The 12,605-nt window shown below is 66.2% G+C and carries 12 protein-coding genes; 4 read left to right on the top strand and 8 right to left on the bottom strand.

Annotation, left to right across the window (positions count from 1 at the left end; all coding sequences use genetic code 11):
* Nucleotides 1-3: 3 nt before the first annotated feature.
* The 5 genes from NGM06_RS19565 to NGM06_RS19545 all read right to left on the bottom strand — a co-directional run bounded on the left by NGM06_RS19565 (nt 4) and on the right by NGM06_RS19545 (nt 5,088).
* Nucleotides 4-1,644, bottom strand: coding sequence for an alkaline phosphatase family protein (locus NGM06_RS19565; RefSeq protein WP_254270091.1), 1,641 nt, complete (start codon nt 1,642-1,644; stop codon nt 4-6).
* Nucleotides 1,645-1,646: 2 nt separating this feature from the next.
* Nucleotides 1,647-1,865 carry a hypothetical protein gene (locus tag NGM06_RS19560; RefSeq protein WP_254270090.1) on the bottom strand — a complete coding sequence of 73 codons (219 nt, stop codon included), beginning with the start codon at nt 1,863-1,865 and terminating at the stop codon, nt 1,647-1,649.
* A 2-nt stretch (nt 1,866-1,867) separates the two neighbouring features.
* Complete coding sequence (locus tag NGM06_RS19555; protein WP_254270089.1) at nt 1,868-2,641, bottom strand: glycosyltransferase family 2 protein; 774 nt, start codon at nt 2,639-2,641, stop codon at nt 1,868-1,870.
* A 300-nt stretch (nt 2,642-2,941) separates the two neighbouring features.
* Nucleotides 2,942-3,868 carry a glycosyltransferase family 4 protein gene (locus tag NGM06_RS19550; protein ID WP_254270088.1) on the bottom strand — a complete coding sequence of 309 codons (927 nt, stop codon included), beginning with the start codon at nt 3,866-3,868 and terminating at the stop codon, nt 2,942-2,944.
* Nucleotides 3,865-5,088, bottom strand: coding sequence for a DUF354 domain-containing protein (locus NGM06_RS19545; RefSeq protein WP_254270087.1), 1,224 nt, complete (start codon nt 5,086-5,088; stop codon nt 3,865-3,867). The genes NGM06_RS19550 and NGM06_RS19545 overlap by 4 nt, the downstream gene beginning before the upstream one ends.
* Before the next feature lie 245 nt (nt 5,089-5,333).
* Between NGM06_RS19545 and NGM06_RS19540 the strand changes: the two genes are divergently transcribed.
* From NGM06_RS19540 to NGM06_RS19530, 3 genes are all read left to right on the top strand, one after another.
* Complete coding sequence (locus tag NGM06_RS19540; protein ID WP_254270086.1) at nt 5,334-5,627, top strand: PadR family transcriptional regulator; 294 nt, start codon at nt 5,334-5,336, stop codon at nt 5,625-5,627.
* Nucleotides 5,628-5,929: 302 nt separating this feature from the next.
* A complete protein-coding gene (locus NGM06_RS19535) occupies nt 5,930-6,472 on the top strand; it encodes a 20S proteasome subunit A/B (RefSeq protein WP_254270085.1) in 543 nt (180 codons plus the stop codon).
* 104 nt (nt 6,473-6,576) lie between these two features.
* On the top strand, nt 6,577-6,813 hold the full coding sequence (locus NGM06_RS19530; RefSeq protein WP_254270084.1) for an Rdx family protein: 237 nt from the start codon (nt 6,577-6,579) through the stop codon (nt 6,811-6,813).
* Nucleotides 6,814-6,831: 18 nt separating this feature from the next.
* Here the strand turns inward: NGM06_RS19530 and NGM06_RS19525 are convergent, their stop codons facing one another.
* Nucleotides 6,832-7,653, bottom strand: coding sequence for a hypothetical protein (locus NGM06_RS19525; RefSeq protein ID WP_254270083.1), 822 nt, complete (start codon nt 7,651-7,653; stop codon nt 6,832-6,834).
* Nucleotides 7,654-8,001: 348 nt separating this feature from the next.
* On the opposite strand from NGM06_RS19525, the gene NGM06_RS19520 reads away from it, so the two are divergent.
* Nucleotides 8,002-9,174: a tubulin/FtsZ family protein gene (locus NGM06_RS19520; protein ID WP_254270082.1), complete on the top strand. Its 1,173-nt coding sequence runs from the start codon at nt 8,002-8,004 to the stop codon at nt 9,172-9,174.
* Between the two features lie 102 nt (nt 9,175-9,276).
* Here the strand turns inward: NGM06_RS19520 and NGM06_RS19515 are convergent, their stop codons facing one another.
* Nucleotides 9,277-10,941 (bottom strand): glycosyltransferase family 39 protein, encoded by a 1,665-nt coding sequence (locus tag NGM06_RS19515; protein ID WP_254270081.1) that lies wholly within the window; start codon nt 10,939-10,941, stop codon nt 9,277-9,279.
* Nucleotides 10,942-11,181: 240 nt separating this feature from the next.
* Nucleotides 11,182-12,447, bottom strand: a complete 1,266-nt coding sequence (locus NGM06_RS19510; RefSeq protein WP_254270080.1) for an ABC transporter permease — start codon at nt 12,445-12,447, stop codon at nt 11,182-11,184.
* Nucleotides 12,448-12,605 lie beyond the last annotated feature (158 nt).

Raw genomic sequence — 12,605 nt, 5'->3', positions numbered from 1 at the left:
CCGTCAGTCTACAGAGAGTTCCTCTGTGACCTCCCGCACCGCCCGTTTCGCCTCGACCTTCCCGTCGTAGCGCGCGCGCTCCGGCGCGACGTCCACCACGTCGTCGCGGACCTCGCCGTCCATCTCCGCGGGCACCGGCACGTCCAGCAGCGAGCAGGCCGTGGGCGCGAAGTCCGTGAGGTCCACCGTGACGCTGGTCTCTTGCTTCACCGGGCCGCCCCACGCATAGAAGATGCCGTGCATCTCGTTCATCGAGGTGTGCGACCCGGTCTTGGGCGGGTCGGCGAACACGCGCTTGGTCTTCATCGTCTGGGGGTACTGGATCTGATAGCCCGGAGCGGGCATGCAGACGAGGTCCGGGCGGGTGTCGGCGTACTCGTCGCCGTACACGTCCTCGCCGTAGAGGACCGAGTCGATGACTCGCTCCCCGCGCTCGGGGTGTTCGACGGCGAGCAGTCGCTCGCGGAGGCGCTCGCGCACCTCGTCGTACTTGTGGTCGGGGATGGCTCCCTCGTCGTGGTCGTCGGTGTTGAGGTATATCTGGCCCCCGCTGGCGACCGTGAAGGCCGCGGTCCGACTCCAGTCGATGTCCTTCCGGGAGATGGTGAGCAGTTCCGCGAGGTCCGGTCCCGACCCGTCGCCGTTGGTCCGGGCCACCCCCATCTTGAGCTTCGAGAACAGGTTGAGTTCGCTCATCACCGTCTCCACGGCGTCGTAGACGTGGTTGTAGCCGAACTGCTTCAGGCGCGTCCACGGTCGGGACTCCAGTTCGAGGTAGCCCGCCTGATGGAGCCACGAGTTGAGGTTGATGGTCTTGTAGACCGGCCCGTGACCGTGGTCCGACAGCACCATGAGGGTGTCCTCGTCGTCCATTCGCTCCATCACCCACCCGAGGAACTCGTCGTAGAGTTCCAGCAGTTCGAGGGGCTTGTCGTCGTACTTGCGCGCCACTTCGGGGTCGTGCTTGGGGTGGGTCTCGTCCAGCACGTGGCCGAGGACGTGGAGGACGTTGTCCGGTCCCGAGAACACCAGCGAGTGGAAGTCGCAGGGGTACTCCTCGACGAGGAGTTTGGCGACCTCGACGCGGTTCTTCTCGATTTCGAAGAAGTTGTCCAACAGTCCTTGCAGGTTCGCCTCGTCGGTGCCGTCGTCGTACCCCTCGTAGGGGTCCACGTCGTACTCGCCGACGCGCTCCTCGATGTCGGCCTGCAACTCGTCGGGGAAGGCGTACGACCCCGAGGAGGGCGTCGTGATGTTGTCCGAGATGTGGAACCCGGAGGTCCGCGAGGGCGGGTAGCCCGGCATGACGTTCATCACGCCCGACCGGTGGCCCTCGGCGTCGAGGTACTCCCAGACGGGCACCGACTGCTCGCGGAGGGTCTCGGCGTTGACGAAGTCGGTGGCGTACCCGCCCTCCTCCTTGAGCATGAAGTTGTAGACGCCGTGGTTGCCGGGGTTGCGGCCCGTGGCGAACGAACTCCACGCTATCATCGACAGCGGCGGCACCGTCGAGCGCGTCGTCCCGTCGGTGCCCTCGGCGCGCATCCGTCCGAAGTTGGGGAGCCGTCCGGCGTCGATGCCCCTATCGACGAGTTCGGGCGGGACGCCGTCCAACCCGAACACGTAGACTGAGCCGTCGCTCATCGTCACTTTTCGAGGTACCCCAGTTGTTCGAGGCGGTCCTCCACCACGTCGTCGTCGGCGCTGTCCGCGCCGCCGTCGGCCACGTCGCCGCGCTCGATTTCGGCGGCGGTCGATTCGAGGACGTAGGCGGCGAGTTCGTCGGCGTCGTCGAAGCCGTCGAGTCGGTCGGCGAGCAGTTCGTAGCGGTCGCTGAGGTCGGTCGGTAGCTGTATCGTTGACATAGTTATCTGTTCCTGCTTGAGAACGAAGGTATCGGTCGACGTCGTTTCAGGAGGCGAACGAGGAAGAGCACGACCGCGAGTCCGTGCTTCACGGGGTTGTGGGTCTGCCCTTCGAGGTTTTCGTACCGGGCGTCGATGGCCCGTTCGGTGATGGTCAGTCCTTCGTTGGTCGCCGAATCTATCATCTCGCTCTCGACGCCCATCCCGTCGGTCGTGATGGAGAGTCGTTCGAGCGACTCGGGGGAGAACGCCCGGTACCCGCTCTGGGTGTCGGTGAGGTCCGACCCGGTCACGCGCGAGGTGCAGTAGTCGAGGACCAACTGGCCGACCCTGCGATAGGCGGGCGTCTCGTCGCGAGCGTCGTCGGCGAGGTAGCGACTCCCGATGACCATGTCGGCGTCGCCTTCGACCACCGGTTCGGCGAGCGTGGGGATGTCCGTCGGGTCGTGCTGCCCGTCGGCGTCGAGCACGACGAGCGCGTCGCAGTCGGTCCGCCGGGTGTGTGCGAAGAGGGTGCGGACCGCGGCCCCTTTCCCCCGGTTGGACTCGTGGCGCAACACGGTCACGTCCGCCTGCGCCAGAATCGCGGGAGTCCGGTCGGTGCTCCCGTCGTCCACGACCACCACTTCGTCGGCCCACCGCTGGACGCCGAGGACGGTACTCCCGATGGCGCTCTCCTCGTTGTACGCCGGAATGCCCACGACGAGGTGAGCGTTGCCGAGTGACTCCGCGACGGTCCGGGCGGTTCGACCGCCCTCCGCGACCTGTAAACTCATGATTCCTTCGGCGTATCCATCCGTTTCCCGGCACTTTGTTGTCCAGCGACTATACCGGGATAGTGGGTATCTTCCCGAGTATAAGTCGGCCGTACGGCGGTTCGTGTGATTACCGATTGGTACTGGTTGCCTAGGCTATCGGAAACCGAGTGTTTCCCGCCCGTCGGTCGGGGGACCCTACGAACTCGCGAACTCACAGTAACGCAGGCACCGTCGAAACCCCTCCACTAGTTCGAGGAAATCAGCGGTCGGGATGCGACTCGGTAATTTCAGGATACCGAGCCATCGTGCCACCGTCGGTCAGACGACAGACTCGTAGACGCCTTCGATACGCTCGGCCATCCGGTCGAGGCTGAGGTGCCGGACGGTCTCCCGACCGTTCGACCGACGGGGGTCAGCGAGAACGTCCGCCAGTGCCTCGACGAGTTCGTCGTCGTCCTCCGAGACCGCGGACGGCGAGACGCCGTCGAGTCGGTCGGCCACGTCGCCGACGTCGGTCGAGACGACCGGGAGGTTACAGCTCAGCGCCTCCTTGACGGAGTTGGGCGACCCCTCTCGCTTCGAGGTCAGCACGAGCGCGTCGGCGGCGTTCATGTACGTGGCCACTTCGGCGTGGGGGACGCCGTAGACGACCTGCAACTCCACGTCGGTCTCGACTCGCTCGCTCGCTCGCTCGACGATTCGACGCGCGCGGGAGTGGTTCTTCACGTCCTGCGAGGGCGGATACGGGAACAGGACGTGGCGCGCGTCCGGGTCCCACCCTACCTCGGCGCGGGACTCGTCCTTCGGCCGGGGCGCGAATCGGTCCATGTCGATACCGTGCGGGACGACGTGGCAGGGTTCGCCGAGTTCGCGCGCCATCTCGTCGGACATCACGATGACGGCGTCGCAGTAGCGCGCGCACTGTTTGGACAACCACCCGTACTCGCCCATCAGGTCGGTTCCCCACAGCGAGAGGACCACCGGGAGTCGGACCTGCGCGAGCGCGGCCGGGGCGGTCAGACCGTAGTTGGCGTGGACCACGTCGTACCCCTCCAGCGACTCGTTGATGACCTGCGGGACGAACCGGAGGTAGTCGCCGACCGACCGCTCGGTCACGTCCTCGCGGGCGACGTGGTCGCCGGGCGGTTTCATCGTGGCGCAGTTCACGCCGCGGCGCTCCAGCACCTTCGTCTGTTGCTGGAAGAACCGGGCGTCCTCGTTCGAGACCAGATTGAGGACGTTCACCGTCTCCCTCCCTCGGTCCGAGCGCCGTCGTCTCGCTGTCCGACGGTTCGTTCCGCGTCGTCGTCGCCCCGGCCGCCGTCGCTCCGAAGCGTCTCCGTCCCCAGCGCCACCGCGCGGTCGGGGCTGGAACCGCGGGGAACGACGCCGTCGACTCCGGCGATGCTACCGGACGAGGCTCCGCCGGTCGCACCGACCGTCTCGGCCACGTCGAGGACCACCTCGGTGAGGTTCACCTTGTCGTCGAGGTAGTCGTCGCGCAGGGTCCGCCAGCGCTCGTCGGCACCGTCGTCGGCGAGGATGTCGGTCGCGGCGTCGAGCACCGCGTCGAACGCTTCGAGGTTGTATATCAGCCCCGCGCGTTCGAGGTCGAGGAAGTTGCCCATGTCGTCGTCGCCGACGAAGGAGTTCGAGCGAATCGCGGGGGTGCCGAGGAGCGCGGCCTCCGTCACCATCGTCTGTGTGTCGGCGACCAGCAGGGAGGCCTCGGCCAGCGCGTCGTGGAGCAACGCCGGATGGAGGTCGAAGGACCGGGCGGGAGCGTCGTCGAGGTCCATGTCGCCGCCCTCGTCGGAGACGAAGACGGTCGCGTACTCGGCGAGGCGCTCGACGAGTTCCCGGCGCTTCTCGGGCGTGAACCCGGCCTCGCCCACGTCGTGGTGGGATCCGAAGGCGTTGAGTCGGACGATGGCGAACGTCTCGTCCGGGCCGACGCCCAACTCCTCGCGCACGTCGGTCTGCGGTTCCCACTCCTCGGGGTGGAGGTAGGCGCACTCCTTGAACCCCCGAAACTCGTAGTGTTCGTCGCCGAGGTCCTTCTCGAAGGTGTGGGGCGTCAGCACCGCGTCGGCCAACGGGACGGAGATAGCGTGGTCGAGGTCGGTGTTGTCCGAGTCGTCCACCAGCACGACCGGAACGCGGGCGACGGTCCCCGCCAGCGCGGCGTAGGCCCCGCGGCCGAAGACGCAATCCGGGTCGTAGCGGAGGGTCCGCTGGACGATGTTGACGGCGTGCTTCGGCAGTTCGCGCACCAGCGAGAACTTCTCGGTCTCGCATCGACCGTAGCGTTCGTACGACACCTCGTAGTAGTCGAGCAACGCCTCGGTGCAACCGTAGTCGCGCGCGAGTACGAGCGTCTCGTGGCCGCGTTCCTCCAGTTTCGAGACCGCGCGCCTGTACTGGTGAACCTGTGCTGGCGTGTTGGTGAAGAACAGATACTTCATGGTAATCTCGTTCCGGCGGAGACCCGCGCGTGGCTCCGGGGTCAGTAGTGAGACGTTGCGCTCGAACGGCCATTGTTATACGGAGCCTGAAGCCGCCTGACCGACGGTCGCAGTTCGGTTCGGGTCGGTGAACGGACCGGTCGGACCTAGTGTATCGGTGTGCTCTACGCCCCGATTTCGAACGAATCTGAATTTACCGGCCATCAAGCTTATAATTACAGAGAAGCTATCGACTTTCGTAAGTCATGCACGACCTGACTGGTTTCCAGCGGGACTTGTTGTACGTCATCGCGGGGAAGGACGAACCGCACGGCCTCGCAATCAAGGACGAACTCGAATCGTACTACGAGAAGGAGATTCACCACGGCCGACTCTACCCGAACCTCGACACGCTCGTCGACAAAGGGCTGGTAGACAAGGGCCAGCGCGACCGGCGAACCAACTACTACGCGCTCACCGACCGCGGTAGCCGCGAAATCGAGGCCCGCCGCGAGTGGGAGACGAGCCACCTCGGCGAGAAGTCTTCGATAACCGCGTAGTCCCGCGTCAGCGACTCCCTTTTCGGCGCCCTTCACTCGCTCGTGCGACTGGCAGTTATTCTCGCGTCGGTCGAACCGCGAACGTCTCGACAGTCCCGACTTCGGGTCGCTCCGACGCCGAACAGGTTGAGCGTCGGAGCTGTCATCAGACGCAACTTTCTGAGCCTCGACTGATGGGTCCACCGGTATGTCGGGTTCGAATCGTCTCCGAAACACTGACGCGAGGCCATTCGAATCCCCGAGTCCTCGATTCCGCCGAGTCGGCAACAACGCACTTCCTGCCGGACGCCCTCCATCCGGACATGGCAACTATCGTCGGCGTCGAGGGTGACGGTGGAGTCGTGCTCGCGGGGGACCGCCGACTCACGCGCGGCGGAACGGTGTCGAGCGAGCGCAAGCGCCACGTCTTCGACTTCGGCGCGGTCGGCGCGGCGGCGGTCAGCGAGACCGGTGGTATCGACGAGTTCCGGCGCCGACTCGACTCCGAGGTCCGGTCCCACGAGACCGAGCAGGGCGACCCGATGGGTATCGACCGGTTCGCCAGCGTCGCCAGCGACGTGGCCGCCGCGGAGGGCGTCGAGGCCATCGTCGCCGCCAGCGAGGACGGAACACCCCGCGTCCGGGGAATCGGTAGCGACGGCGGCGTCGTCACCGACGCCGCAGTCGCGTTCGGGTCCGGCGCGCAGTTGGCACTCGGCGTTCTAGAGGGTCGCGAGGACCGTCTCAGTGCGGACGAGGCCGAGGAACTGGCGCGCGAGGCGGTCGAGACCGCGGCCGACCGCGACACCGACACCGGCGCGGAGATAGACACCTATCGACTGTCCGGCGACGCGGATTCGGCGTGAACCAGTGGCGCACGACGTGAATCCGACGTAGCCAGCGGGCGCTCGACGCGGTCGTCCCCTCACACGTCTCTTTAAGTCACCTCGATTCGTATCGCCGAACGACCATGACGGACGTCGAAATCGAGTACTGCGTCCCCTGCGGGATGCTCGACCGGGCACAGGACGTACAGCACGCGCTTCTCAGCGAGTACGGCGAGCGACTCGACTCGGTGGCGCTGGTGACGGGCGACAGCGGCGTGTTCGAGGTCCGCGCCGACGGCGAACAGGTGTTCGACAAGGACGAGGACGAGTTCGACGTGGACGCCATCGTGGAGTCTGTGGGCCAGCACGCGTCGGCGTAGTCGAACCGCCGAGACTGATTATCTCGTCTCGTTCGTCGTCCCGTTAGCCACTGCTTTCTCGTACCAGTCCGGGCGCTCGACCGTCGTGTTCCCGAGTCGAGTGAGGCGTACCGTCCGCGAGACGACGGCGGGCCGGTCCTCGAACGTCGTCCGGTAGGTCTGCTGGAGCGTCCGGACGACCCCCTGCGAGTCCACGATGGCGACGAGGCTGTACGACCCTCCGTACACAGACGCCAACTCCGGTCTCGGTTGTTCGGTCGAGACGACGCGGAACAGCGCGGTTCCGTCGCGCTCGAACCGCTCGACGACGGTGGTGTTCGTCGCGGCGAATGCGCTGTACAACAGTTCCCACTGGGTGTCCGGTTCGAACGGCGCACGCTCGCGACTGACTTCCCGATAGGTCGGTTCGCCGCCCCGAACCTGTCGGGCGGTCACCGCGCGGGTCTCGTTCGCCCACGTCGCGAGTTCGTACCGGCCGATTCCGAGCGGTCGGGTGGCGTTGCTCTGCGTCTGGGAGGTCACCGCGTAGAACGATTCTCCGCCCGACGAGACCCGCGTCGTCGTGATTCCCTGACTCAGCACGGTTCCGTTCGGTCGGCGGAACGCGTACGACGTCGCCACTGTGTAGGAGGTGTTACCGAGCGCCTCCCGGTGGGCGTCCGCGAGCGCGAGCGGGTCCGTCACGCCGTCCGCCGAGAGACCCGGCGGGTACTCGGTCGCGCCGTCCTGTGCGAACGACTGCGATTGCGGCGTGCCCGACGTGACCGTCGCTACCGACGAGACCGGCGGTGCGCTGCCCACCATCCCGAGGACGAACAGGACGAGGAACGTTCGCTTCATGGCTCCCAGTCCACTGACGTTCTTGAAGGATATCTAACTACCCCTTTCCGTCAGTATCTCCGGCTCTAAGTTCCGCCTCCCGAGAGGCGGAAACGCTGCTGTCGGTGCGGAGCGACTCTCGGTGTCCGTTTCGTGGGTCGTCCGACGACTGGTCGTTACGCCCGCCCTGAGACCGCCGGTTGTCGGCCGGGAGACAAAACCGTGCTGAGGATTTATCAACGTCCCCGTGGTCTACCTCGCCGGGGGTTACGGAATGTCTCACAATCAGCACCGGGCGTCTCTCGGAGTTACAGGCGTCGATGACGCCGACGACAGGCACCGATTGAACGCCGTCACGGAGGGGTCACGATGAAACTCGCGATGATCGGTTTCGGACAGGCGGGCGGGAAGATAGTGGACAAGTTCATCGAGTACGACCAGCGCACCGGCAGTCAGGCCGTGCGGTCGGCCGTGGCGGTCAACACCGCGAAGGCCGACCTCGTGGGTCTGGACTACGTGCCCGAGGAGAATCAGGTCCTCATCGGGCAGTCCCGCGTGAAGGGCCACGGCGTCGGCGCGGACAACGAACTCGGCGCGGAGATCGCCGAGGAGGACATCGACGAGGTACAGGGCGCGGTGGACAACGTCCCCATCCACGACATCGACGCCTTCCTCATCGTCGCCGGGATGGGCGGCGGGACGGGGTCGGGCGGCGCGCCGGTCCTCGCGAAGTATCTCAAGCGCATCTACACCGAACCGGTCTACGGTCTCGGTATCCTGCCGGGCCGTGACGAGGGCGGCATCTACACCCTGAACGCCGCGCGGTCGTTCCAGACGTTCGTCCGCGAGGTGGACAACCTGTTGGTGTTCGACAACGACGCGTGGCGCGAGTCCGGCGAGAGCGTCGGGTCGGGCTACGACCGCATCAACGAGGAGATAGTCCGGCGGTTCGGCATCCTCTTCGGCGCGGGCGAGGTCTCGCGGGGCGACGAAGTGGGCGAGAGCGTCGTGGACTCCAGCGAGATAATCAACACGCTCGACACCGGCGGCGTCTCCACGGTCGGGTACGCCGCCGAGGAGGTGGACAACCCGTCGGGCGGCCTGCTCTCGCGGTTCAAGAGCGACGGCACCGAGGACGTGGACTCGACCCACGCGACCAACCGAATCACGAGTCTGGTCCGGAAGGCGGCGCTGGGGCGGTTGACCCTGCCCTGCGAAATCGACAGCGCCGAGCGCTCGCTGCTGGTCGCCAGCGGCCCGCCAGAGTACCTGAACCGGAAGGGCGTCGAGAAGGGCCGCAAGTGGCTGGAGAACCAGACCGGGTCGATGGAAGTCCGGGGCGGGGACTACCCGACCGGCGACGCCGAACAGGTCGCTGGCGTCGTCCTGCTGTCTGGCGTCTCGCAGGTCCCCCGCGTCGAGGAGTTACAGGACGTCGCCGTCGAGACCCAAGACAACATCGACGAGATTCGGTCCGAGAGCCAGCAGAACACCACCGACCTCATCGAGGACGACGACGGCGAGTTGGACCCGCTGTTCTGAGACGCCTTCGTCTCGGTTCGTCGGTTGCTGTCGTTTCCCTACGTTCTGTCGGTCCGTTCGGTTTCGCCGCGTGTCGCAGGACCCGTCGTTTCACAGGTCCGGTTACCGGCCACCGGAGTTCTCACCGTCGCTGTTACCGGATTTCCTCCCGGGGCCCGTCCCGGTCTGGCTCTCGCCCTGCTCGCCGCCCATCACCTCGAAGACGATGACGCCGTCGTTCTCGAAGACGGTGCGGTACTTGGGCGAGAGGTGCATCGACATCGCCAGTTTGCTGGTGCGCTGGTACTGCATCCCGCGCACCGTGAACGTCCCCTTCGGCAGGTAGATGTAGTCCGGACTCACCCCGGCCTCGGAGAGGGTCTGGGACATGCAGTGGGCGCTGTTGCACGAGGAGATGTCTCGGAAGAGGTTCAACTGGCGGTTGTACGGTTCGTGGCCCTTCCACTCGACGCCCCACGGCCCTACCAGCATCGTTCGGTGGGTCTGCTGGGGGAACCACTCGGCGGCGTCGCCCTGCACGACGAACGTGGCGCTCGGGTCGGTGTTCGTCTCCACCCACTCCATCGCCTCCACGTCGTCGTGGGTGATGAACTGCGGGAGCGAGGGACTCCCGGCGTGGGCGTCCACGTCGCCAGTCGCGTACATCGCACCTCCGGCGAGACCGACGGTGGCTATCAACACGAGCGCGGCGGTGACGAACCCCCGTCTACCGACCGCGAGTGGCGTCTCGCGCTTCAGCCACGGGCCGACTCCTTCGAGTAGGAAGACGGCGATGATGAAGGCCCCGACGGTGACCGAGAGTCGCGGCTTGCCGAACGCCAGCATCACCGTGACGAACCAGACCGGGAGGAAGTACCGGCGCTCCTTCAGGAGGTACGCGATGCCGAACAACGGGACGACGGCCCACAACTGGCCGACCAGCGCGCCGTGGACGTCGAACTCCACGAGCGCCTGCAGCGACTGGATGCCGCCGCCGATGCCGCCGTGAGTGCCCGCCGCGCTCGTGAACACGTCCACGCCGTGGTAGGACATCACCTGTATCCACCACGGAGCGGCCAGCGTGATGCCGCCCACGCCGACCACCGCACCGCGGAGGAGACCCCACGCCGTTCGGTCGAACGCGAGGAACAGCAGGAAGTACGACAGCGCGAAGAACGCGGTGTAGAGGGGATGAGTGAGGACGGTGAGCGTGAACAGCGCGAGCGAGGGGACGACCCATCGCTGGTCCCGGTCGCGGTAGAGACGGAGTCCCGCGTAGATGCCCGTCAGCGCGAACAGGAAGGCTGGCGCGCGGACGATTCCCCCGGCCGAGATGTGCCACTGGAGCACGGGCGGACTCACCGCCGCGAGGAGACTGGTCAGCGCGGCCTCGGGTCGCGACCCGAGCAGGTCTCGGGCCAGCAGGTAGAGCGGAACGAGGTAGAGCATGGTCACCAGTCCCGGCAGCACCCGCGTGATGGTGATGGGGTCGAGTCCCGTGAGGTCCCGGATGGCCGCCACCGCGTAGAACATCAGCGGCGGGTACGCGAAGGGGACGCCGCCGTCCGTGTAGTAGGGAATCGTCTTCGGGAGCGCGTACCCCGCCTCGGAGATGCGCTCGGCGACGAGGAGGTAGAGTCCCGCCCCGAACGACGGGTAGGGGTGCGAACGCAGATAGACAGTGAACAGGACCGCCGTCGCGAGGAGCGCGGGCGAGAGCCAGAGCAACTCCCGTTTGTACTTCTGGGTGCGTACCGTCGTCTTCTGTGCGAGGTTCTGTTCCGTCATAGCGGTCTCCTGCGCTCAAAACGAGCGCACTCGGTCTCGTCTGCGGTTCGCGTCGGTCGCCCTTTGTTATCCAGTGGCTACTCCGTCCCCCGTCCCGAGTCGCGCGGACCCCGGCGTCGTTACGTCGCGGAAATCGTCGTTTACGGTCGCTGGTTACCGAACACAGTACGAAACGAGAGTTACATCTTTCGGCCGGACCGGGCGTTTCGTCGCGACGCCCGCGAGTTCCGAACGCTGCCTTCACTCGTACCTGAGCGCGTCGATGGGGTCGGTGTGGGCGGCGTCCCACGCCGGGTAGAGTCCCGCGAGGACTCCGACCACGACGCCCACGGCGACCGATGCCACGAACCAAATCGGCTGGAACGCCAGCGGGAGGCCGATGGCCTGCGCCCCGGCGTACCCGCCCGCGATACCGACGACCGCACCGAGCGCCGACCCCAGCACCCCGAGCATGACCGCCTCGACGAGGAACAACTGGAGCACGTCGCGGTTCTGCGCGCCGACCGCTTTCATGATACCGATTTCGCGGGTTCGTTCGGTCACGCTCACCAGCATGATGTTTGCGATGCCGATGGATCCCACGATGAGCGAGATGACCGCGATGCCCGTGATGTAGGCGGTGAAGGTACTGGTCAACTGCTTTATCTGGCCGATGATCTGGCCCTGCGTCGTCACCTCGAACTGGTAGGACTGGGACTTGAGTTGGCGGGCGTCGGACTGCTCGCCGAGGAAGTTGAACACCCGACCCTGCACCGCATCGACCTGTCCCGGCGACTCGGCTTTGACGAGTATCCGCCCGTAGACCAACTGGCGAGCGCGGAGGTTCGGACTCACGACCGTTCGCTCGTAGTAGGGCTGGGTGGGCGCGTATATCTTCGGTTGCGCCTCGCCCTGACCGAATCCGAGGACGCTGCCCCCGCTCTGGGTCTCGACGATGCCGACGACCGTGGCGTTCAGTTTCTCGTCGTTGGCCGCTCGCGTGAACGTGACGTTGTCGCCGACGGTGACGTTGCCGGCGAACATCTCGCTGGCCGGTCGGTTGAGTACCACCTCGCGTTCCCCCATCCGATACGGTCGTCCCGCAACGAACGAGATGTTCCGCACCCGGAAGTAGCCCGGCGACGACACCGTAATCCACTGTCTGCCCACGGTCGAGTTGTTGTACGTGACGGAGGAAGCGGCGATGCCGCTCTCGGGCGCGGCGAGTTCGACGCCCTCCAGTTGCCGTATCTGCTGGACGTCGTACTGGGTGAAGACGACCGACCCGCCGCCGCCCCCGAGCGACGGAAGCCTGCTGTCGCCCGGCGACTGGGCGGTCACGTACATCGTCGCTGCGTTGCCCCCCGCGACGGTACTGATGATGTCCTGCTGGAGACTCGCCCCGAGCGTCACGAACGTGATGACCGCCGCGACGCCGATGATGACTCCGAGCGTGGTCAGTGTCGAGCGAAGCTTGTGCTCGCGGATGTTGCGCCAACTGATTCGTGCCCCTTCGATGACGTTCATCGTGTTCCCCGGTCCCCCGTGTGGGTTCTCCGCTGGCCCGAGTACGTCGGCGAGAGACAAAAACCCCCGAACCGAAACGGGGCGTTACCGTCGGTAGGACCGGCCAAGCGCCGAGAGCGCAACTGTTCCGAACCGACTGCCGGGGAGCGCACCGCCGA

Source organism: Halorussus aquaticus, assembly GCF_024218795.1.
Lineage (GTDB): Archaea > Halobacteriota > Halobacteria > Halobacteriales > Haladaptataceae > Halorussus > Halorussus aquaticus.
The sequence above is the reverse complement of the archived record's forward strand: the minus strand, read 5'-3'. Positions and strand labels throughout refer to the sequence as shown.